This is a genomic window from Sporosarcina sp. FSL K6-6792 (assembly GCF_038004885.1).
Taxonomy (GTDB): Bacteria; Bacillota; Bacilli; order Bacillales_A; family Planococcaceae; genus Sporosarcina; species Sporosarcina psychrophila.
Genome location: NZ_JBBOSA010000001.1, coordinates 4,374,290 through 4,397,085 on the forward strand (window position 1 = coordinate 4,374,290; position 22,796 = coordinate 4,397,085).

At 44.2% G+C, this 22,796-nt stretch carries 24 protein-coding genes; 23 read left to right on the forward strand and 1 reads right to left on the reverse strand.

What is annotated here, in order from left to right; translation table 11 throughout:
• Positions 1–7 precede the first annotated feature (7 nt).
• From rsgA to spoVM, 4 genes are read left to right on the forward strand one after another with little or no spacing between them, the layout of a single operon-like run.
• Positions 8–901 (forward strand): ribosome small subunit-dependent GTPase A, encoded by an 894-nt coding sequence (gene rsgA / locus MKZ26_RS20950; protein WP_340767430.1) that lies wholly within the window; start codon positions 8–10, stop codon positions 899–901.
• A complete protein-coding gene (gene rpe, locus MKZ26_RS20955; RefSeq protein WP_340767431.1) occupies positions 894–1,562 on the forward strand; it encodes a ribulose-phosphate 3-epimerase in 669 nt (222 codons plus the stop codon). The genes rsgA and rpe overlap by 8 nt, the downstream gene beginning before the upstream one ends.
• Entirely contained in the window at positions 1,559–2,212 is a 654-nt protein-coding gene (locus MKZ26_RS20960) for a thiamine diphosphokinase (protein WP_340767432.1), read from the forward strand. The genes rpe and MKZ26_RS20960 overlap by 4 nt, the downstream gene beginning before the upstream one ends.
• Positions 2,213–2,225: 13 nt before the next feature.
• Positions 2,226–2,372 (forward strand): stage V sporulation protein SpoVM, encoded by a 147-nt coding sequence (gene spoVM, locus MKZ26_RS22420; protein WP_418064629.1) that lies wholly within the window; start codon positions 2,226–2,228, stop codon positions 2,370–2,372.
• Between the two features lie 72 nt (positions 2,373–2,444).
• On the opposite strand, the gene rpmB is transcribed toward spoVM, so the two are convergent.
• Positions 2,445–2,633, reverse strand: a complete 189-nt coding sequence (gene rpmB / locus MKZ26_RS20965; RefSeq protein WP_067211334.1) for a 50S ribosomal protein L28 — start codon at positions 2,631–2,633, stop codon at positions 2,445–2,447.
• A gap of 217 nt (positions 2,634–2,850) precedes the next feature.
• Here rpmB and MKZ26_RS20970 point away from each other — a divergent pair, with 217 nt between their 5' ends.
• The 19 genes from MKZ26_RS20970 to trmD all read left to right on the forward strand — a co-directional run bounded on the left by MKZ26_RS20970 (position 2,851) and on the right by trmD (position 22,733).
• Positions 2,851–3,213, forward strand: coding sequence for an Asp23/Gls24 family envelope stress response protein (locus tag MKZ26_RS20970; protein WP_067211331.1), 363 nt, complete (start codon positions 2,851–2,853; stop codon positions 3,211–3,213).
• 18 nt (positions 3,214–3,231) lie between these two features.
• A complete protein-coding gene (locus tag MKZ26_RS20975) occupies positions 3,232–4,899 on the forward strand; it encodes a DAK2 domain-containing protein (protein ID WP_340767433.1) in 1,668 nt (555 codons plus the stop codon).
• Between the two features lie 138 nt (positions 4,900–5,037).
• Positions 5,038–5,700 carry an L-serine ammonia-lyase, iron-sulfur-dependent subunit beta gene (sdaAB, locus tag MKZ26_RS20980; RefSeq protein WP_187045421.1) on the forward strand — a complete coding sequence of 221 codons (663 nt, stop codon included), beginning with the start codon at positions 5,038–5,040 and terminating at the stop codon, positions 5,698–5,700.
• A 28-nt stretch (positions 5,701–5,728) separates the two neighbouring features.
• Positions 5,729–6,637 (forward strand): L-serine ammonia-lyase, iron-sulfur-dependent, subunit alpha, encoded by a 909-nt coding sequence (gene sdaAA, locus MKZ26_RS20985; protein WP_186671272.1) that lies wholly within the window; start codon positions 5,729–5,731, stop codon positions 6,635–6,637.
• Positions 6,624–8,666, forward strand: a complete 2,043-nt coding sequence (recG, locus tag MKZ26_RS20990; protein ID WP_340767706.1) for an ATP-dependent DNA helicase RecG — start codon at positions 6,624–6,626, stop codon at positions 8,664–8,666. The genes sdaAA and recG overlap by 14 nt, the downstream gene beginning before the upstream one ends.
• 608 nt (positions 8,667–9,274) lie before the next feature.
• Positions 9,275–9,859 carry a transcription factor FapR gene (gene fapR, locus MKZ26_RS20995; protein ID WP_067211325.1) on the forward strand — a complete coding sequence of 195 codons (585 nt, stop codon included), beginning with the start codon at positions 9,275–9,277 and terminating at the stop codon, positions 9,857–9,859.
• On the forward strand, positions 9,856–10,845 hold the full coding sequence (plsX, locus tag MKZ26_RS21000) for a phosphate acyltransferase PlsX (protein ID WP_338655839.1): 990 nt from the start codon (positions 9,856–9,858) through the stop codon (positions 10,843–10,845). The genes fapR and plsX overlap by 4 nt, the downstream gene beginning before the upstream one ends.
• Positions 10,845–11,789: an ACP S-malonyltransferase gene (gene fabD, locus MKZ26_RS21005; protein ID WP_340767434.1), complete on the forward strand. Its 945-nt coding sequence runs from the start codon at positions 10,845–10,847 to the stop codon at positions 11,787–11,789. Before plsX ends, fabD begins: the two co-directional genes overlap by 1 nt.
• Positions 11,789–12,535 carry a 3-oxoacyl-[acyl-carrier-protein] reductase gene (gene fabG, locus MKZ26_RS21010; RefSeq protein ID WP_340767435.1) on the forward strand — a complete coding sequence of 249 codons (747 nt, stop codon included), beginning with the start codon at positions 11,789–11,791 and terminating at the stop codon, positions 12,533–12,535. The genes fabD and fabG overlap by 1 nt, the downstream gene beginning before the upstream one ends.
• Before the next feature lie 679 nt (positions 12,536–13,214).
• Positions 13,215–13,451, forward strand: a complete 237-nt coding sequence (locus tag MKZ26_RS21015) for an acyl carrier protein (protein WP_067211315.1) — start codon at positions 13,215–13,217, stop codon at positions 13,449–13,451.
• Positions 13,452–13,597: 146 nt separating this feature from the next.
• The gene (gene rnc, locus MKZ26_RS21020; RefSeq protein WP_340767707.1) at positions 13,598–14,365 is read left to right on the forward strand and encodes a ribonuclease III; all 768 of its coding nucleotides are present in this window, start codon (positions 13,598–13,600) and stop codon (positions 14,363–14,365) included.
• 2 nt (positions 14,366–14,367) lie between these two features.
• Positions 14,368–17,925, forward strand: coding sequence for a chromosome segregation protein SMC (smc, locus tag MKZ26_RS21025; RefSeq protein ID WP_340767436.1), 3,558 nt, complete (start codon positions 14,368–14,370; stop codon positions 17,923–17,925).
• A 14-nt stretch (positions 17,926–17,939) separates the two neighbouring features.
• Entirely contained in the window at positions 17,940–18,932 is a 993-nt protein-coding gene (gene ftsY / locus MKZ26_RS21030) for a signal recognition particle-docking protein FtsY (protein ID WP_067211310.1), read from the forward strand.
• Positions 18,933–19,031: 99 nt separating this feature from the next.
• On the forward strand, positions 19,032–19,367 hold the full coding sequence (locus tag MKZ26_RS21035; protein WP_067211307.1) for a putative DNA-binding protein: 336 nt from the start codon (positions 19,032–19,034) through the stop codon (positions 19,365–19,367).
• A 12-nt stretch (positions 19,368–19,379) separates the two neighbouring features.
• On the forward strand, positions 19,380–20,735 hold the full coding sequence (ffh, locus tag MKZ26_RS21040) for a signal recognition particle protein (protein ID WP_340740418.1): 1,356 nt from the start codon (positions 19,380–19,382) through the stop codon (positions 20,733–20,735).
• A 112-nt stretch (positions 20,736–20,847) separates the two neighbouring features.
• Positions 20,848–21,120: a 30S ribosomal protein S16 gene (rpsP, locus tag MKZ26_RS21045; protein WP_067211301.1), complete on the forward strand. Its 273-nt coding sequence runs from the start codon at positions 20,848–20,850 to the stop codon at positions 21,118–21,120.
• Between the two features lie 15 nt (positions 21,121–21,135).
• On the forward strand, positions 21,136–21,369 hold the full coding sequence (locus MKZ26_RS21050) for a KH domain-containing protein (protein WP_067211298.1): 234 nt from the start codon (positions 21,136–21,138) through the stop codon (positions 21,367–21,369).
• 111 nt (positions 21,370–21,480) lie between these two features.
• On the forward strand, positions 21,481–21,996 hold the full coding sequence (rimM, locus tag MKZ26_RS21055) for a ribosome maturation factor RimM (protein ID WP_067214014.1): 516 nt from the start codon (positions 21,481–21,483) through the stop codon (positions 21,994–21,996).
• Positions 21,996–22,733, forward strand: coding sequence for a tRNA (guanosine(37)-N1)-methyltransferase TrmD (gene trmD, locus MKZ26_RS21060; protein ID WP_340767708.1), 738 nt, complete (start codon positions 21,996–21,998; stop codon positions 22,731–22,733). The genes rimM and trmD overlap by 1 nt, the downstream gene beginning before the upstream one ends.
• Positions 22,734–22,796 lie beyond the last annotated feature (63 nt).

Sequence of the window (22,796 nt, forward strand, 5' to 3'; positions counted from 1 at the left end):
TGAAAGAATGCCAGAAGGACAAATCAGAAAAGCAATCAGCGGGTATTATTATGTAGAAAATGACGGAGAAATCATTCAATGTCGAGGACGTGGAGTATTTAGAAACCGTGGTATTCATCCGCTGGTTGGAGATTTCGTGACCTATGTACGTGTTGAAGATAATGATGCAACAGTCACTGAAGTCCATGAGCGGTTCAATGAACTCGTCCGTCCGCCAATCTCGAATGTTCACCAGGCGTTGCTCGTATTCTCCATAGTGGAACCGGCATTCAGCCTTTATCTATTAGACAGGTTTTTGGTTGTCGTCGAATCGTTCGACGTAAAACCAATTATCTGCCTAACGAAAAAGGATCTTGCGAATGCTGATGAACTGAAAATGGTAGCTGAATCAGCGGCGTATTATAAGAAAATCGGTTATGATGTTATAGAGACTTTTATTGACGATCCTCAACTGACTGACTTATTGAAACCTTATTTTGAAGGCAAGACTACAGTTCTTGCCGGGCAATCAGGTGTTGGTAAATCAACATTGTTGAACACGGTATTGCCTGTGCTTGAATTGAAAACAGGGGTAATATCGGAAGCGCTCGGACGCGGAAAACATACAACGCGACATGTTGAGTTGCTTGAGATATCAGGTGGTCTTGTCGCGGATACCCCAGGCTTCAGCTCTCTCGAATTCGATCATATCGAAAAAGAAGAATTGTCTCGTTACTTTGTAGACATGGATGAAGTTGCGCCAAACTGTAGATTCAGAGGTTGCTTGCACTTGAAAGAACCAAAGTGTGCAGTAAAAGAGTTGGTGGAGACTGGAGAAATTCCACGTCATCGCTATGATCACTACTTGCAGTTCATGCAAGAAATACTTGACCGAAAGCCGAGGTATGAAAAACATGATTAAAATTGCACCTTCAATTTTAGCAGCAGACTTTTCAAAGCTTGCCGAAGAAGTAAAAGAAGTGGAAGCAGCTGGCGCGGCACTAATCCATATCGATGTCATGGACGGACATTTCGTTCCGAACATTACAATGGGAGCGATTGTTGTTGAGGCACTTCGACCAGTAACGAAGTTGCCGCTGGATGTCCATTTAATGATTGAAAATCCAAACCTGTATATTGAACAATTTGCAAAAGCCGGAGCTGATTATATTACGGTCCATGTAGAGGCGTGCCCTCATTTGCACGGCACATTGCAACTGATTAAGTCTTACGGGGTGAAATCGGGCGTTGTTTTGAATCCGCATACACCGATTGAAACGATTCTTCATGTTCTAGATGAAATTGACTTAGTCCTAATCATGACAATTAATCCCGGATTCGGTGGCCAGAAGTTTCTTCATTCTGTCGTTCCGAAAGTGAAACAGCTAGCCGATATTATTCGTGAGCGAGGACTTCCGATTGAAATTGAAATCGATGGCGGCATTAATGAAGAAACGATTATACCGTGTGTTGAAGCGGGTGCTACAATCTTAGTTGCAGGATCAGCTATCTACAATGCACCTGATCGTGCAGAAGCTTTACGCCGGATAAAAGCTGCTGGTGAAGGTGCGCTAAGAAAATGAAGTATGCAGTCGTTTGTGCGGGCGGGCCCGATTCAGAAATAGCTGACTTGACGGAATTTCATCATAAAGATACGGTATTCATCGGGGCGGATAGAGGTGCACTTCACTTGCTGCAAAGAGGTATTGTTCCTCTTGAAGCAGTGGGGGATTTTGATTCGGTTTCGAAAAGTGAATACGATGAGATAGCCGCCGCAGTCCGCATAATCGGACGATTTCGTTCGGAAAAAAATGAGACTGATACGGAACTTGCAGTAGATCGTGCTCTTTCCTACGGGCCAGAGTGTGTCATTTTGACGGGAGTTACAGGAGGGAGGCTGGATCATATGGAATCAGCCCTTCATCTTCTGTACCGGCTTCAAATAGCTCATAATGATACGTCATTCTCGATTCGTAATGGGACGAATGAACTTTTTATACTTACACCTGGAAGTTATCAAGTGACGTCGGATAATCGTTTTAAATACATATCATTTTTTTCATTCAATGGGGTAGTTAGTGGACTTACACTTACCGGTTTCAAATTCGAAATGGTAGATGCTACGCTCGAAACTGGCATGACATTATTTACTAGCAATGAACTGGCTGAAGAAGTCTGTACTATATCGTTCCATGAGGGCATATGCTTAATGGTAAGGAGTTCAGATTCCTGAAAGGAGTGGGGAATTGCGAGTTTATACTTTCACAATGCCGAAATTTGTGAGTGGAGTAGTAAGGAAGTGTATGGTTGTTTTCCAGAAGGATGATTCACCGAAAGCTACTGCGAGCAACACCAAGAATAAGAAAAGGAAAAAAGAAAAAACGTCGGGCTGAAGAAATTCAGCCCGGCGTTTTATTTTCTTTAAAGTTTAAATACCAAGGCGCTTAAACTTTAATTACAGTCCTTTACACACGTTGAACTTTACCTGATTTAAGGGCTCTAGCAGAGACCCATACACGTTTAGGTTTACCGTTAACGAGAATTCGGACTTTTTGAAGGTTCGCACCCCATGAACGACGAGTTGCGTTCATTGCGTGGGAGCGTGCATTGCCTGTACGGGCTTTGCGTCCTGTAATAACACATTCTTTAGACATAATAGTACCTCCTTGCGAATGTTGATTAAGTGATTTACTTCTTTATTCGCATACCATAATAATGTATCATATGCGTAAACGTGTTGCAACCTTTTTTGTGACATCTTTCAAGGTAAAAGCCTTTACACGTTTAAAAGTCATAGAATCGCTTTCTTTTATTATTATAACAGGTATAGTACAATGGGGTTAGTGAAAAAGGATCCAGGGGGTATTACACATGTCAATCGAAGTAAAGAATGAATACGGCAAAATCGATATTACGAATGACGTCATTACCCAAGTGGTTGGTGAGGCGGCTATCGAGTGTTATGGGATTGTCGGAATGGCTTCAAGGCATCAGATAAGAGATGGCCTTACTGAAATCCTAGGGAAAGAAAATTTCACGCGGGGAGTCATCGTTCGTAATCTTGGCGATGATACGCATATCGATATGTATATCATTGTTGGATATGGTACTAAAATTTCAGAAGTCGCCTACCAAGTACAATCAAAAGTGAAGTATACATTGAAAAAGACAGTCGGCATGACTGTGAAATCTGTTAATATTTTTGTCCAGGGAGTCCGAGTGACGAACCTGTAAGAGGAGGAAATAATTTCTATGAAGACCATAGATGGTTTGAAATTTGCGGAAATGATAAAGTTGGGTGCACATCATCTTTATCAAAATGCCGATTATGTCGATTCACTAAATGTTTTTCCGGTACCTGATGGTGATACAGGTACGAATATGAATTTATCGATGACTTCAGGAGCGAAGGAAACTGAAGAAAATGCGGTTGCCCATATCGGTCAAACTGCACAAGCGTTATCGAAAGGATTGCTGATGGGCGCGCGCGGTAATTCCGGCGTTATTCTTTCACAGTTATTCCGTGGTTTCGGGAAAGCGATTGAAAATGAAGCGACTGTCAATGGAGGACAATTTGCAGGTGCCTTGAAGTATGGCGTTGAAACGGCCTATAAAGCGGTTATGAAACCTGTTGAAGGAACAATTTTAACCGTCGCAAAAGATGCCTCTACTATCGGAGTAGAAAAAGCTGCGACTACAGATGACATTATTGAAGTAATGGAAGCTATAGTGAAAGAAGCACAAGCATCACTTGAGCGGACACCGGATTTATTAGCTGTATTGAAGGAAGTTGGAGTTGTTGATAGTGGTGGACAAGGTCTCGTTTATGTATACGAAGGCTTCTTGGCATGCTTAAAAGGTGAAGAACTACCAGCAAGAACTATCGTCGATTCCATGGATGACTTAGTGAGTGCGGAACATCATCGCAGCGTCCAAGGCTTCATGAATACGGCAGACATTGAATTCGGATATTGCACGGAATTCATGGTTAAGTTCGAGGATGATAAACTGCAAACGAGTCCATACGATGAATCCGAATTCCGCCAAGGATTGAGTCAATTCGGTGATTCTTTACTTGTTATTTCTGATGATGAAGTTGCGAAAGTACATATCCATACAGAAGAACCGGGTGACGCACTTAGTTACGGGCAGAAATTCGGTTCCCTTATTAAAATTAAAATTGAAAATATGCGTCAGCAGCATCTCGAAATCGTCGGAGAAAATTATTCGGTACAAAATGCGGCGAAAAAAGAAGTTGTAAAACATCCATACGCGGTCGTAACAGTTGCTATGGGAGCAGGTATTTCTGAATTACTGAAAAGCGTAGGTGCCTCTGCCATTATTGAAGGCGGGCAGACGATGAATCCATCGACAGAAGATATTGTCAAGGCAATTGAGGCGGTCGGTGCTGAACGAGTGCTCATTTTACCTAACAACAAAAACATCATTATGGCAGCACAGCAAGCGGCCGATGTGATCGGTATTGAAGCAGCTGTCGTTCCTACAAAAACAGTACCCGAAGGACTTGCTGCTATACTTGCATTCAATCCGGAAGCGGAAGTGAGTGTAAACGTCGCAGCGATGACAGAGGCTGCATCGTTCGTGAAAACGGGACAAGTTACACATGCAGTAAGAGATACATCGATTGACGGGGTTGAAATTACAAAAGACGACTTCATGGGTATTTCAGGTGGTAAGATTATTACATCTGCACCTTCACTTGAAAATGTCATGAAAACACTATTGAACTCGATCATTGATGAAGATGATGAAATTGTTACAATTATTTATGGTGAAGACATTAGCGAGAAAGATGCTTCTACAATCGTAAGTTATGTAGAGGATAACTTTGATCACGCAGAAGTTGAACTTTATAACGGAAAACAACCATTGTATCCATATATCATTTCAGTTGAATAAACTAGTAACGAGCAGTGCGCCTGTAAAAAGCCGCACTGCTTTTTACTTGCGTCGACAAGGAACAACATCTTTTGTCTTTAAAGCAAAACTCATGTAAAATGAATAACAGTACGTGCTTATTAAGAGGGGGTAGCGTTTATGAAATTCAGATCAGTTTTCGATATAATTGGACCAGTTATGATAGGGCCATCATCTTCACATACTGCCGGCGCTGCAAGAATCGGCCGTGTCGCACGAACACTGTTTGGCAGACAGCCGGAATGGGCTCGGGTTCATCTTTATGGTTCTTTTGCAGAAACGTATAAAGGACACGGTACGGATGTAGCAATTATTGGTGGATTATTAGATTATGATACATTCGATGAGCGTATAAAGTCTGCGTTTGCTGATGCAGAGAAACTTGGATTGACTTTTGAATTTATTCCTGAAGAGGAAGAGGCGGTACATCCGAACACGGCCCGTCTTGTAATTGGGGACAGTGAGGGAGTTATGGAACTGACTGGAATTTCTATAGGTGGCGGAACGATGGAAGTTGTTGAGCTTAACGGATTCCCGCTTCGATTATCGGGGCATTACCCAGCACTCCTCATCGTTCATAATGACCGTTCCGGTGTTATTGCAAGCGTTTCCAACGCAATTGCAAAACTAAATATAAATATTGCACATATGGAAGTTGACCGAAAAGAAAAAGGGGATATGGCCCTTATGGTGATTGAAGTTGATCAAATGATCGACGCAGCACTGATAAATGAGTTGGAATCATTGCCGAATGTAACGCAAGTTTCGACATTGGCAAACTAAAGAACTGTAAAATAGGAGGCAAACATAGATGGACGTTTTATTTAGTAACGTTAAAGAGCTCGTTGCACTTGCAGAGTCGCAGAACAAGCCTATTTCAGAAATCATGATTGAACAAGAAATACTTATAACAAAACGTACAAGAGAAGAAATCATTGCGCAGATGGACAATAACTTAACGGTGATGGAGAAGGCGGTAGAAAGAGGATTGCAGGGGGTGCATTCAGCATCCGGTCTTACGGGTGGCGATGCAGTTCTTATTCAAAAGTATATGGCATCAGGAAAATCTCTTTGCGGCGATGTGGTCATGGATGCTGTCAGTAAGGCAGTCGCTACGAATGAAGTAAACGCAGCAATGGGGACGATTTGTGCAACGCCAACAGCTGGTGCAGCAGGAATTGTACCTGGTACTTTGTTTGCGGTGAAAAATAAATTGAATCCTACACGGGAACAAATGATTAATTATTTATTTACGTCTGGTGCTTTCGGGTTTGTCGTTGCGAATAATGCATCGATATCAGGCGCAGCGGGTGGATGCCAAGCGGAAACGGGGTCAGCAGGTTCAATGGCAGCCGCTGCAATTGTTGAAATGGCGGGCGGGACTCCACAACAAAGTGCAGAAGCATTTTCTATCGTTATGAAGAATATGTTAGGTCTTGTCTGTGATCCGGTTGCTGGACTTGTTGAAGTACCATGTGTGAAACGGAATGCAATGGGAGCGGCAAAGGCACTCGTTGGAGCAGATATGGCACTAGCAGGCGTCGTTAGCCGTATTCCTACAGATGAAGTAATTGAAGCAATGCATAAAATAGGTAAGTCTATGCCTTCAGCGTTACGGGAAACAGCTAAAGGCGGATTGGCTGCTACGCCAACCGGAAAAGCGCTTGAAGCGAAGATATTTGGTAAGGATAAGGTAGATAGTGACACTGTCAATTCATGATTCTGTAACGACGATAAAAGGAGTCGGAAAAGCGGCCGGCGAACAGCTTGAGGCACTTGGAGTTTCAACGCTTCAAGACCTCTTCATGACGTTCCCGTACCGTCATGAAGACTTCAGGTTAAAAGATTTGACTGAAACCCCGCATAATGAACGAGTCACAATTGAAGGAAGGGTCGAAAGTGAGCCTTCCATTCTTTTCTTAGGGAAAAATAGATCCCGTTTACAAATCCGTCTTCTTGCCGGAAGGCATCTTGTGAAGGCGGTTTTTTTCAATCAACATTACTTAAAAGAGCGTTTGTCACTTGGGACGATTGTCACAGTTACTGGGAAATGGGATCGGGGCAGGCAAGTAATCAATGTAAGCAACTTCAAGGACGGCCCAAAAACAGATCAAGCTGATTTTGAGCCGGTATACAGTTTGAAAGGTGTTATGCATCAGAAGACATTTCGACGCTTCATGCGAAGTGCATTGGATGCAGCTGTCGGTCAGCACGCAGAATCACTACCCGCTGATATTCGTGAAATGTATCGATTGCCAGCCATCGGAAATGGACTTGAGATGATTCATTTTCCAACAAGCCCTGCTGATGTGAAACATGCGAGAAGACGTTTTGTCTATGAGGAACTGCTCATGTTCCAGCTGAAGATGCTGGGCATGAAGAAAGCACGAAAAGAAGCGGAGAAAGGTGTAGCTATCGACTATGACCTTGCCAAAGTGAAGACTTTCATCGCTGCATTGCCATTTGAATTGACAGGGGCTCAAAAGCGGGTTGTCAATGAATTATGTGGGGAACTAAAAAGTCCGACTAGGATGAACCGTCTCCTTCAGGGAGATGTTGGTTCCGGAAAGACAGTCGTAGCGGCAATCGCTTTATATGCTGCTATCACGGCAGGATTTCAGGGGGCTCTTATGGCACCTACAGAAATCCTTGCCGAACAGCACGCATCTACGCTTGCAGAATGGCTTGAACCGCACGGCATTACAGTTGCTTTCCTCGCTGGATCTACAAAGGCGAAGGCGAGAAGAGATTTGCTTGAAAAACTTGCATCAGGTGAAGTGGATTTGCTTATCGGCACGCACGCCCTCATTCAACCTGATGTCATCTTTAAAAATCCTGGGTTGGTTATTACGGATGAACAGCATCGTTTCGGTGTCGAACAACGGCGCGTTTTACGGGATAAAGGATTGAATCCTGATGTTCTATTCATGACTGCAACTCCGATTCCACGAACGCTTGCTATTACTGCTTTTGGTGAAATGGATGTCTCCATACTCGATGAGTTGCCGGCTGGCCGAAAACTTATTGAAACACATTGGTTGAAAGAGGATTCCCTTCTTCCAGTTTTACGGAAGATGGAAAATGAATTAAGTGCCGGACGTCAGGCATATGTTATTTGTCCATTAATCGAGGAATCCGACAAATTAGATGTCCAAAATGCAGTGGATGTCCATAGTCAGCTTTCGACTCATTTTAGTGGTAAATACACAGTCGGTCTCATGCATGGCCGTCTTCATTCGGACGATAAAGATGCCATCATGCGCGATTTCAGTGAAGGTAAAATCGATGTTCTTGTGTCGACGACTGTCGTTGAAGTCGGAGTCAACGTACCAAATGCGACGTTCATGCTTATTTACGACGCGACGCGCTTTGGACTTGCCCAACTCCATCAGCTTAGGGGGCGAGTAGGTCGGGGCGCCGAGCAATCCTATTGCGTTCTGCTTGCTGATCCCAAAACCGAAGAGGGAAAAGAGCGGATGCAAACGATGACAGAAACAAATGATGGATTTGTTTTAGCAGAAAAGGACCTCGAACTAAGAGGTGCCGGCGATTTCTTTGGGAAAAAGCAAAGCGGTATGCCTGAGTTTAAAGTAGCAGATCCCGTCCACGATTATAGGGCGCTCGAAACGGCAAGGAAAGACGCGGAACAACTATTAGAGTCGCGTCACTTTTGGGAAGATCAGGAATACGCGATTCTTCGATCACATCTTGAAGAGTCGGGTGCTCTTAGTGGCGATAGGATTGATTGATTGATTGATTGAGGGCCTGCAGGATGTCGGTCATGCGGCTGTTGTCACAGGACGTGGCGAACTTAGGCTGCGTTCCTTAAAAACGGTCGTCTCCGCATTTCAGTGCTGTCCAGCTCCAGGCGTCAGCCCCTCGAGTCGCTTCAGTCCACAGGATAAAGGCAAAGTACGCCTTTTTCCTGTGGACTTCCAGCGCTTTTCGGGGCTAAACGACGCCTTCTGCATTTCAGTGCTGTCTAGCTTCGACTCCCAGATGCTCGGGTCATAAGCCGCTTCGGCTGTGCGGCAAAGGGCGCCGCTCCGCCAAATCGTCTTATGCCTGTCGCGGGCCTACAGGATGTAGGTCATGCAGCTGTTGCCACAGGACGTGGCGAACTTAGGCTGCGTTCCTTAAAAAAACGGTCGTCTCCGCATATCTGTGCTGTCCAGCTCCAGGCGTCAGATGCTCGGACATAAGCCAGCTCATCTGTGCGGCAAAGTGCGCCGCTTTGATGATCCGTCTTATGTCTGCCGCATCTAAACGACGCCTTCTGCATTTCTGTGCTTGCTTTCTTTTTTCTATTTTTATATACTGCTATTAGTACCAAGTGCTAATCCGGAAGGTGAACCGATTGAGAATGCCTAAAAAGGAAAGGCAACGACTGCTTGGAAAGTTGCTTGAAGAAAATCCATTCCTGACAGATGAAGAATTGTCGGAACATTTTACTGTAAGTGTCCAGACGATACGTTTGGACAGGCTAGAGCGCGGAATTCCCGAACTGCGGGAACGTTTGAAAACGGTTGCGTCTCGAACGATGAAAGAGGAAGTGAAGTCTCTTCACTCCGATGAAGTCTTTGGGGATATCATCGATATGGAACTCGATAAGAGGGCGCTGTCGATATTTGATGTGACTGAAGATCATGTCTTCCAGCGTAACGGAATTGCGCGTGGACATCATCTGTTTGCCCAGGCAAACTCACTTGCTGTTGCAGTTATGAATGATGATCTTGCTTTGACTGTGAAGTCGACCATTGACTTTTTGAAACCGGTGAGAGCTGGTGATAGAGTTGTTGCACGTGCAGAAGTGAAGAAAGAAAGTCTGGGAGAAAAGCGGACATTAGTCATGGTCGCATCGACGGTCAATGACGAAACGGTATTCACTGGCGAATTTCACATGTACCGGACGACTGATAGGAAGCAGGGGGAATTAAAATGATCATAGCTGTAGATGGAATGGGCGGAGATCATGCGCCTGGTGAAATTATTGCCGGTGCGCTTAAAAGTCTCGCTGAGTTCGAAGATATAAACATACATATTTATGGTGATGAACAGGCGATGGCACCTTTCTTGAAGGAGCATGCACGCCTAAAAGTGATTCACTGTACAGAGAAAATTGAACCAGACGATGAGCCGGTTCGTGCTATCCGCCGGAAAAAAGATGCGTCAATGGTAAGGATGGCTCAAGCTGTTAAAGAGGGCGAAGCTTCAGCTTGCGTCTCTGCTGGTAATACAGGTGCTTTAATGGCGGCAGGTCTATTCATCGTAGGTAGGATTGATGGTATTGAGAGACCTGCCTTAGCACCTACACTTCCGACGATCGATGGAAAAGGATTTGTCATGCTGGACCTTGGTGCAAATTCGGATGCGAAACCATCTCATCTTGAACAATATGCGGTTATGGGAAGTATCTACGCCACAAAGGTGCGGGGGCTTGAAAATCCACGCGTCGGCTTATTAAATATCGGAACCGAAGAAGGAAAAGGGAATGAATTAACAAAGGCTGCTTTTGACTTGCTTTCGAAAGCGCCCATTAATTTTATCGGCAACGTTGAGTCGCGTGATCTATTGACTGGCGTGGCGGACGTCGTCATTACAGATGGCTTCACGGGTAATATGGTTCTGAAAACGCTGGAAGGGACTGCATCTGCTTTCTTCTCTATGTTGAAAGAGGTGTATAGCGCTTCATTGAAGTCAAAACTGTCTGCAGCACTTGTGAAAGACGATTTGCGTGGACTGAAAAACAAAATGGATTACACAGAGTATGGTGGGGCGGGTTTATTTGGTTTGAATTCGCCTGTTATTAAAGCACATGGTTCTTCAAATGCGAATGCTATATTGAACGCCGTTCGGCAAGCGAGAACGATGGTGGAATATGATGTTTGTGGAACAATTCGTGAAACGATAAGAAAGGTGGAAAATTGATGACAAAGATTGCATTCATTTTCCCAGGACAAGGTTCACAATCGGCTGGCATGGGAAAAGAGTTCGCGGAAACGCATGACAAAAGTAAGCTATTCTTAGAACAGGCAGACCGTGTACTTGATTTTCAACTTAGTCAATTAATTCTAGAAGGACCTCAAGATGAACTGACGCTGACATACAATGCACAGCCAGCACTACTTACCGTCGGATCGATGATTGCTTCGCGATTGATAGACGAAGGCGTTACGCCAGACTTTACGGCAGGACATAGTCTTGGGGAATATACGGCACTCGTTGCCTCGGGTGTAATGTCATTTGAAGACGGAGTGTCGGTCGTTCATAAGCGGGGCTTGTACATGAATGAAGCGGTGCCCGCTGGTGAAGGGGCAATGGCGGCAATTCTTGGACTTGATGGGCAGAAGTTAAAAGAAGTAACAGATGCTATTACAGCAGATGGTTTTGCTGTCCAACCGGCCAACTTGAATTGTCCGGGACAAATCGTTATTTCCGGTACGAAAGCAGGCGTTGAGAAAGCGTGTGTCCAATTGAAAGAAGCGGGCGCGAAAAGAGCGATTCCGCTGGATGTAAGCGGACCTTTTCACTCTTCGCTTATGCAGCCGGCGGCAGAAAAACTGCGGGCTGCACTTGATGAGGTAGCGATGAAGGATGCATCCATTCCAGTTGTTGCTAATGTGAATGCTTCGGTCGTTACGGATCGTGTTGATATAAAAGGCTTCCTCGTCGAACAACTTTATTCCCCGGTACTTTGGGAAGATTCAGTACGTACATTGCTTGACCTCGGTGTTACTCATTTCATCGAATGTGGTCCAGGAAAAGTACTAAGTGGCCTCGTTAAAAAGATTGACCGGAGTGTAACGGTGTTCCCAGTCTATGATGAAGAGACATTGCAAACGGTAATCGAAGCTTCGAAAGGGTGGTCGTAATGGGTAGATTTGATGGGAAATCCGCAATTGTCACGGGAGCATCACGTGGAATTGGCCGTGAAATAGCACTACTTCTTGCTAAAGAAGGAGCACGAGTTGCTGTCAACTACAGCGGAAGTAAGGATAAAGCGGATGACGTCGTTAAGTTGATTACAGAATCCGGTGGAGAAGCGTTCGCTATTCAGGCAGACGTATCCGATGCTGACGGTGTTAAAGAAATGGTTGATAAAACTTTGGAAATGTTTGGATCTATTGATATCCTTGTCAATAATGCAGGTATTACGAGAGACAATTTGCTCATGCGTATGAAAGAAGACGAGTGGGACGATGTCATTAATATCAATTTAAAAGGTGTTTTTCTTTGTACAAAAGGCGTCACTCGTCAGATGATGAGACAACGTGCAGGAAGAATCGTCAACGTTGCATCGATTGTTGGGGTTTCTGGAAATCCTGGACAAGCAAACTATGTAGCAGCAAAAGCTGGCGTCATCGGTTTTACAAAGACGGCGGCAAAAGAACTTGCTTCACGCAACATTAATGTTAACGCAGTAGCGCCTGGTTTCATTACGACGGATATGACGGATGCATTGAGCGAAGAAGTGAAGAATCAAATGCTATCGGTTATTCCGCTTGGCAAACTTGGCAGACCTGAAGATGTAGCACGTACTGTCCTGTTCTTATTATCGGATGATGCGGTTTATATTACGGGTCAGACGATTCATGTTGATGGTGGTATGGTAATGTAATAGAGGTGTTAAAGCGCTTTGGTGTCTGCTCTAGCGCCTATGCTTTTCTTATTGTCCAGTTCCAGCGCCTAGAGGCTCGGGTCATAAGTCGGTCCAGCTATGCAGCAAAGAACGCTGCTCCGCTGGTTTGTCTTATGCTTGTCGCCTCTGACCAGGCGCTTCCACTTTTCTATATTGTCCAGTTCCAGGCGTCAGATGCTCGGGCATAAGCCAACTCGCCCGTGCGGCAAAGAACGCCGCTCGGACAATCCGTCTTATGTCTGCCGCATCTAAACGACGCCTTCCACTTTTCTTTGTTGTCCAGCTTCAGCGGCCAGATGCTCGGGTCATAAGTCAGCCCAGCTATGCGGCAAAGAACGCCGCTTCGCCGGTCAGTCTTATGCCTGTCGCATCTAGCAGGCCGCTTCCGCATTTCTATATTGTCTAGTTCCAGCGCCTAGAGGCTCGGGTCATAAGTCGGTCCAGCTATGCAGCAAAGAACGCTGCTCCGCTGGCCCGTCTTATGCCTGTCGCCTCTGACCAGGCGCTTCCACTTTTCTATATTGTCCAGTTCCAGGCGTCAGATGCTCGGGCATAAGCCGACTCGCCCGTGCGGCAAAGAACGCCGCTCGGACAATCCGTCTTATGTCTGCCGCATCTAAACGACGCCTTCCACTTTTCTTGAGAGGAGGTGACAAATTTGTCAACAGTACTTGAACGTGTAACTAAAGTAATTGTCGACCGCCTTGGCGTCGATGAAAGTGAAGTTAAAATGGAAGCTTCTTTCCGTGATGATCTAGGCGCCGATTCATTGGACGTCGTAGAATTAGTAATGGAATTAGAAGATGAGTTCGAAATGGAAATTTCCGATGATGAAGCTGAAAAGATTGCAACTGTCGGTGACGCAGTTTCGCATATCGAAACGAAAGTGAACTAATTGCTATTCTGATTGAGACTCTTTCATCCTTTCTACTTGAAAGGATTGAAAGCGTCTCTTTTCGGGTTTATAGCAAACTTTTTTTGCACTGTGGCGTTGAAAAGGGTAAAATTATAAACATTATGTACCGAAAGGCAGAATCGATGATGACCCATACAAACAACTTCAAAGGAAAAAAAACAATTGCGCTTTTACCCGTAGCGATTCGAAACAAATTCGATGACTTACAAAATGAATTGGACGTCCATTTCAAAAACAAATCACTACTGTATAATGCATTTACACATTCATCTTATGTGAATGAGCATCGGAGAAAAAATTTCACGGATAATGAGAGATTGGAATTTTTAGGTGACGCGGTTCTTGAGTTAGGTGTGTCCCGATTCCTTTATTCGACAGAGCCTAATATGACTGAAGGGGAACTTACGAAACTAAGGGCAGCGATTGTTTGCGAACCGTCCCTTGTGAAGTTTTCTAACGAACTTGGGTTAGGTCGCTTTATCCTGCTTGGGAAAGGGGAGGAGCAGACGGGTGGACGAATGCGCCCTGCATTACTCGCTGACGTGTTTGAGGCGTTTATAGGCGCTCTGTACATAGATCAAGGGATGGAGGCGGTTATCCCATTCCTTGAAAAAGTCGTCTTCCCTAAAATTAGTGTCGGTGCTTTTTCGCATGTGATGGATTATAAAAGCCGTCTTCAGGAAATCGTTCAACAGACGAATAATGGTCAATTGCGGTATGAAATCGTTGAAGAGAAAGGTCCTGCTCATGCGAAAAGTTTCGTAACTGTCGTGCGACTTGGCGATGAACAACTTGGAACTGGTCTCGGTAAATCAAAAAAAGAGGCCGAGCAAGAAGCAGCCCGCCATGCAATTCAAGATTTAAAGAGTCGGCAGGCTGAAGGAGAGAATTAATCGTGTTTTTGAAAAGACTTGAAATTATGGGATTCAAATCATTCGCTGAACGGATTGCGATTGATTTTGTCCCTGGTGTTACAGCTGTAGTTGGTCCAAATGGAAGTGGAAAAAGTAATATTACAGATGCTATTCGTTGGGTTCTTGGCGAACAGTCGGCGAAATCGCTCCGAGGTTCTAAAATGGAAGATGTCATCTTTGCGGGGAGTGATTCACGTAAATCACTTAATTTTGCAGAGGTGACGCTTATTCTTGATAATAGTAAAGGTCTTTTTCCACTCGACTATACGGAAGTAAGTGTCAGCAGGCGCGTTTTCCGATCAGGGGAGAGCGCTTATCTATTAAACGGGCAACAGTGCCGGCTGAAAGATATCAATGATGTGTTCATGGATTCTGGACTTGGGAAAGAAGCATTTTCAATGATTTCTCAAGGGCGCGTAGATGAAATTTTAAATAGCCGCCCTGAAGACAGACGAAGCATTTTTGACGAAGCGGCGGGAGTTCTGAAGTACAGAACGAGGAAAAAGAAAGCGGAGCACAAATTATTTGAGACGGAAGACAATCTTGACCGTGTGCTTGATATTTTAAAAGAGCTTGAATCGAGAATTGAGCCGTTGCGGAATAGTGCAGAAGCTGCTAAAAAACATAAAGTGCTTTCGGAAGAGACGCGTGAAGCGGATGTGTCTCTGCTGACCTTTGATGCGGGAAATCTCCGCAATGAAATTTTGAAAAGATCGCAAGAAGCCGAAAAGTTTCAGGAGAAGAAGATTTTACTTGAGGCTGAATCAAGGAAAGCTGAAGAAGCGTCCGAATTTGCGAAGAAAGAACTTGCGAAAATGGACGAACAATTGGATGCGTTACAAAAAAAACTTGTAGTCACAAGTGCAGAGACAGAAAAGTGGGAAGGAAGACGTCTTTTATCACTTGAAAAACGTCGCAATGCTGACCAGTTAATTGAAAGGTCTCGATTTGAACTTGCTAATACCGAAACTGAGTTGGCAACACTTTCAGAAAAACTTGGTGCGGCCCGTGAAAAGCAGCAACTGTCAGAAATAGAATACGAAAAAACAAAAGTTGAGATGGATGGTATTTCTCACATACTGAAACGCTCTGTCAAAGAGACGGAAAAAGAAATAGATGAATTGAAATCAGCTTATATTGACAGGTTGAACGAGGAAGCGACAATCCGCAACGACTTGAAGCACGCGGAAGAGCGTCTTCAAGGGGAGCAGTCTTCATCCGAAAAAATTATACTTCAGACATCTATTTTGCAGGAACGCTATGAAAAACTTACACAGGAAAAATCTGTGAAAGCGAATTCGTTGACTGTCTTGAAACGGAAATTGAAGGAATCGGATTCGGCCTATCGTGAATTGTCAAAGGCGTTGCGTAAGACTGAGGACGAACTTTCTTCACAGCAGGAACTCATGCAAAAGGCACTTAACAAGCAACATGAAATGCATGGTAGGGTTCGTGCACTTGAAAGTATGGAAGCGGATTTCTCAGGTTTCTATTCAGGTGTAAAAGAGATTCTTGTTGCGAAAAAGTCAGGAAAACTAGCCGGAATTGACGGTGCAGTCGCAGAACTTATTTCCGTTGAAAAAGAGTATATAAAAGCGGTGGAAACAGCGCTTGGCGGTGCGATGCAACATATCGTGACGGCAACTGAACCGGAAGCGAGAAAAGCAATCGGCTACTTAAAAGCGAAGAACGCTGGACGGGCAACATTCCTTCCAAGAGATGTGATGAAATCCCGGAAAATTCAACCAGCAGCATTGCGCTCGGTTGAACAGCATCCCGAATACATCGGAACTGCCGATCGTCTTGTACAGACTGATGCTACATATGCACTTATCACTGAAAACTTACTTGGTAATACGATTGTCGCAAAAACGCTCGTAGGGGCATCGGCCATTGCGGGGATACTCGGCTATCGTTTCCGTGTCGTGACGCTTGACGGGGATGTTGTGAATGCTGGTGGTTCACTTACAGGTGGTGGAGTCAAAGGACAGGCATCCGTCTTCACAAGAAAAGCTGAACTCGAAACGTTACAGCTGCAACTAACTCGTATGGCTGATTCAATTGAGTCCGCTACTAAGAAAATAGGCGACACTAAAATGGGCGTTGCCAAGCAGATATACGAAGTGGATCAGTTACGTAAACTAACGGACAGTCTGCAAATTGAAATTGCGGCAGCGGAATCTGGCATTCGTGAAACTGACATCGCCATTAAGTCGGTGGAATCAGAGATAGCATCGACTGAGATGGGAAGACGCGGTGTCGAGAATACTGGATCGGAATTGTTAGAAAAGAAAGCAGCATTACATCAAAATCATAAACGCGTGAAAAGTGAGCTAGAAGCAATTCAATCCAAAGTGGAGTCGCTTGAACGTCTAGCTACTAATCGGAGGAACGAAGAGGCTACATTAACAAGTCGATACAATGAGCTTCGAGAGTGCATAGCTGTTTTGCGTGAACAGAAAGCACATCTGCAAGTGACAATCGACGAAATGGAAGATGCTTCTGCTCAAGCCAAAGTAAAATTGACTGCCTTGCGTGATGAAATGCAGTATTTCACTGGTAATGAAAATGGTGGAGAGTTGAGCGCGGAACAAATCGCAATGGAGATTGAAAGGGCATCTGCTGACAAGAAATTAATCGAGAAATCGATTATGACAGACAGGGAAATCCGCACAAAGCTTGCAAATTTACTTGAAGAGAAAAGTGCAACGCTTCAAAAACTTCGAGCTAGTACGGGAGAAACAATCTCTGCATTGAATGCGGTCTCTATCGTGCTATCACGTCTCGAAGTGAAATATGAAGCGGTCACTCAGCAGCTTCTAACTGAATATGGATTGTTTGCGGATGGAATTATTGCGGACGATTTTGATGAAGTGAAGACCAGAGAAAAAGTTGAATCTTTAAAACGTCAACTGGCAGTTTTGGGACCCGTTAATCCCGGAGCTATTGTGGAGTTTGAAGAAGTATCTGAACGTCATCTCTTTTTGGATGAACAGCGTAATGATTTATTAGAAGCGAAAACGACACTTCACGAAGCGATGAGTGAGATGGACGCTGAAATGACAACGCGTTTTTTGACGACATTCAATGCTGTCCAGAACCGCTTCCGACATGTGTTTAAGGAAATGTTTGGGGGCGGTGAGGCGGATTTGATACTTACGCAACCTGACAATTTACTTGAAACTGGTGTGGAAATTGTCGCACGTCCGCCAGGGAAAAAGCTGCAAAGTTTAAGCCTTTTATCAGGTGGAGAACGTGCGTTAACTGCGATTTCGTTGTTATTTTCAATCATCGAAGTACGACCAGTACCTTTTTGTATTCTTGATGAAGTCGAAGCCGCGCTCGACGAAGCGAATGTCATACGCTACAGTAAATACCTGAAGAAGTTTTCGGAGAAGACACAATTCATCGTAATTACACATCGGAAGGGTACGATGGAAGGTGCGGATGTGCTCTATGGAATCACGATGCAGGAATCAGGCGTGTCCAGGGTTATTTCGGTTAAAATTTCCGAGGTGCCGGAAGAAGCAATCATGTAAAGGAGTGACTATAATTGTCTTTTTTTAAGAAACTCAAGGAAAAAATCACGGGTACAAACGAAGCAGTAACAGAGAAATTTAAAGATGGTTTATCAAAAACGCGAGATCAGTTCACATCCAAAGTGAATGATCTTGTTGCGCGTTTCAGAGTAATTGACGAAGAATTCTTTGAGGAATTGGAAGAGCTACTGTTACAGGCCGATGTCGGTTTTGAAACAGTCATGGAGCTTATCGATTTACTTAAAGTTGAAGTACAGCGAAAAAATATTAAAGATACAGCGGGCATTCAATCAGTTATTTCTGAAAAACTGGTTGAAATCTACCAAGCTGGCGAAGAACTCGACAACGAACTGCGTATTCAAGAAGACGGTCTAACTGTTATCTTAATGGTAGGCGTTAATGGCGTTGGAAAAACGACGACAATTGGGAAGTTGGCAGCGCGACTTATGGCAGAAGGCAAGACGGTTATGCTTGCGGCCGGCGACACATTCCGTGCTGGTGCTATCGATCAACTAGTCGTCTGGGGTGAACGTGCTGGAGTAGAAGTAATCCGTCAATCGGAAGGGTCTGACCCTGCTGCAGTCATGTACGACGCAATCCGTGCTGCAAAAAACCGCAAAGTGGACGTTCTTATTTGTGATACCGCGGGAAGGCTTCAAAATAAAGTGAATCTGATGAATGAACTTCAAAAAGTGCACCGGGTTATCAGTAAAGAAGTAGAAGGTGCACCGCATGAAGTACTCTTAGCGCTCGATGCAACAACGGGGCAAAACGCATTGATCCAAGCGGAGACATTCAAAGAAGCGACGAATGTTACAGGTATCGTCTTGACGAAGCTTGATGGCACAGCAAAAGGCGGCATCGTACTTGCTATTAGGAAAAAGTTAAATATCCCAGTTAAATTTGTTGGACTCGGTGAAGGTGTGGATGATCTACAACCGTTTGATCCAGAAAAATATGTCTACGGCCTATTTGCGGATGGACTTGAACAAGAAGATAATGTCTAGGCGTTTGCGCTTTTTCACACAGACAAGTAAAATGGCTTGACAGTACGAGGTTGTCATACTATGATGACTTAGGAAGAACATAGCGGGGAGGCAAAGCGTATGACGCTTGCAAAAACGACACGCATTAACTTCCTCTTTGATTTTTATCAGTCACTTTTGACTGATAAACAAAGACTTTATATGCAACTTTACTATTTAGAAGATCTTTCACTCGGTGAGATTGCTGGTGAATACGGCGTATCGCGTCAGGCTGTCTATGACAATGTTCGCCGGACGGAAGCGATGCTCGAAGATTATGAAATGAAGTTGAATTTATTTTCAGAATTCCAGAAGCGAGCAGAAATTGTAGATTATCTTGAGCAGCTCATAACCGATACAGATAAAAAATCGGAAACAATCAAAGAATTGTTAAGTGCGTTAAGAAATCATGAGTAGGAGGCTCTGTGCATGGCATTTGAAGGATTAGCCCAGCGCCTGCAAGGGACGCTACAGAAAATTAGGGGCAAAGGTAAGATTGACGAAGCTGATGTCAAGGAAATGATGCGTGAAGTACGTTTTGCGCTTATTGAAGCCGATGTTAACTTGAAAGTTGTCAAAGAGTTTGTCAAAACAGTAAGTGAACGTGCAGTCGGACATGACGTCATGAAGAGTCTAACTCCCGGTCAACAGGTTGTTAAAATTGTTAAAGATGAACTAACGAATCTGATGGGCGGCGAGCAGAACCCAATCCAGTTTGCACGAAAATCACCTACTGTCATTATGATGGTCGGTCTGCAAGGTGCGGGTAAAACGACAACCACGGGGAAACTGGCAAGCGTACTTCGCAAACGGCACAATAAAAAGCCGCTACTTGTCGCGGCAGACGTTTACAGACCGGCTGCGATTCAGCAGTTGGAAACACTCGGTAAGCAGTTAACAATGCCTGTGTTCGCACTGGGAACTGACATTTCACCTGTTGAAATTGTACGCCAGGCGCTTGCAGAGGCGGAGAAAGAACATCATGATGTCGTGATCATTGATACAGCTGGAAGGCTACATGTTGACGAAGTACTGATGCAGGAACTGAAGGATATTCGGGACCTTAGTACACCGGACGAAGTATTCCTTGTCGTTGATGCAATGACTGGGCAGGATGCTGTAAATGTCGCTAAAAGTTTCGATGATACTGTCGGAATAACAGGCGTTATCCTGACTAAACTTGACGGGGATACTCGAGGCGGAGCGGCGCTTTCTATCCGAGCTGTTACCGACAAACCGATTAAGTTTGTCGGTATGGGCGAGAAGATGGATGCACTGGAACCGTTTCATCCGGAACGTATGGCATCCCGAATTCTTGGTATGGGCGATGTCATGTCTCTTATTGAAAAAGCACAGGAGAATGTCGATGAAGAGAAGTCGAAGGAACTTGAAGAGAAGTTCCGGACGCAATCATTTACGCTCGATGACTTCCTTGATCAGCTTCAGCAAGTCAAGAAGATGGGGCCACTCGACGAAATTTTGAAAATGATGCCCGGTGCCAATAAAATCAAAGGTCTCGAAAATGCTAAAGTTGACGAAGGCCAAATGGGACGCGTTGAAGCGGTCATCCAATCGATGACTACGGCGGAGCGCAATACACCTGAGATCATCAATGCAAATCGTCGCAAGCGAATTGCAAAAGGGTCAGGAACAACCATTCAAGATGTCAATCGGCTATTAAAGCAATTCGAAGACATGAAAAAAATGGTCAAACAAATGACCGGCATGCAACAAAAAGGTAAAAAGAAGATGAAAATGCCTGGATTGGATTCGTTTTTTAAATAAAATCCCGGATTTTCGAAAGAAATTCAAGGTGTTAAGAAAAAACACTTTACAAACAACAGAAAGCTTGATAATATACTATCTTGTGTGAAACTATTCGGAGGTGCAAGTAAAAATGTCAGTAAAAATTCGTCTTAAACGTATGGGAGCAAAGAAAACTCCTTTCTATCGTATTGTAGTAGCAGATTCACGTTCACCACGTGATGGTCGTCAAATCGAAACGGTTGGTACTTACAACCCGCTTACAAAACCAGCTGAAGTAAAAATCAATGAAGAGCTAGCTCTTAAATGGCTTCAAGAGGGTGCGAAACCATCTGATACTGTCCGTAACCTGTTTTCCGACAAAGGCATCATGGAAAAATACCATAACGCTAAACTCGGTAAGTAATCAGGAGGGGTGTACATGAAGCAGCTGATTGAGACAATCGTTAAACCGTTAGTCGATTATCCAGAGGATGTTCGGATTGCAATGGATGAACATGATAATCGTGTTATCTATAAACTATCCGTAAATCCCGAAGATATGGGAAAAGTTATCGGAAAGCAGGGACGTGTTGCGAAAGCGATACGCACCATTGTTTATTCAGCAGCAGGCAGTCACCACGGCAAGAAGGTTTATATCGATATTATAGATTGATACAAAAAAGGAGGGAGCCTATGTTCCTTCCTTTTTTGTCTATTTAAGTTGAACACATGAATGCTGATTGTTAAGTTATTATTATTTAAAATAAAGGAAGGTGTGATTTTTATGCAATGGTTTAACGTTGGTACAATTGTTAATACGCACGGTATCCGTGGAGAAGTCCGCGTTATCTCGCGTACTCATTTCCCGGAAGAACGCTATACGGTCGGAAACAAGCTTGCCTTGTTCATGCCGGACAGCAAGACACCTATTTACTTAACTGTAGCAAGTCATCGTCAGCACAAGACCTTTGACTTGTTAACATTTGAAAATCATCCAAATCTTAACGATGTTGAAAAGTATCGCAACGGTATTTTCATGATACCGGAAAACCAACTTGGCGATTTGGACGAAAACGAATTCTACTACCACGAAATCGTTGGTTGTACAGTGTTCACGACTGAAGGTATCGAACTAGGTGAAGTGACTGAAATTCTTGAAACCGGTGCGAATGATGTGTGGACGGTAACGCCTGAAAAAGGCAAGCCTCACTACATTCCTTATATCGAAGACATCGTTAAAGAAGTCGATATAGCTGGCAAGAAAATCATCATTGATCCGATGGAAGGACTTCTTTCATGATGAAAATCGATGTCCTTTCACTGTTTCCGGAAATGTTCGAAGGTGTTCTTCATTCCTCGATCATGAAAAAGGCGCAGGCGAACGGTGCAGTCACATTTGGTGTCACCGATTTTCGTGATTATTCTACAAGCAAGCATCGTAAAGTTGACGATTATCCTTATGGCGGAGGCGCGGGTATGGTTCTTAAACCTGAACCGCTCTTTGCAGCAGTCGAAGCTATATCTGAAGGGCTTGAAAAACCACCACGTGTCATTCTGATGTGTCCTCAGGGAGAAACATTTACACAGAAGAAAGCGGAAGAGCTTTCTGCTGAAGAACATGTCGTGTTCATATGCGGCCATTATGAGGGCTATGACGAGCGGATACGCCAGTATCTGGTCACGGACGAGTTATCCATTGGTGACTTCGTCCTAACGGGTGGAGAAATCGCTGCAATGGCTGTGATTGACAGTGTTGTCCGGCTGTTACCGAATGTCCTTGGCAATGCTGATTCACCAGTGCTCGATTCATTTTCGACAGGATTGCTTGAACATCCACAATACACACGCCCATCTAATTTTAATGGGATGGAAGTACCGGATGTATTGTTATCCGGCAATCATGCAGAAATCGATAAATGGCGTGAACAGCAGTCATTGCTCCGGACGTTCGAACGCAGAAAAGATTTGCTGAAAGATGCACCACTTACTGAGCATCAACGCAAGTTCCTTCATCAATTAAAGCGAGAAAATAAATAAGTAGATGACCTTGCAACGACTTGTGATTTGTGGTACTATCTACTATGTGCTTCTATGTAAGTA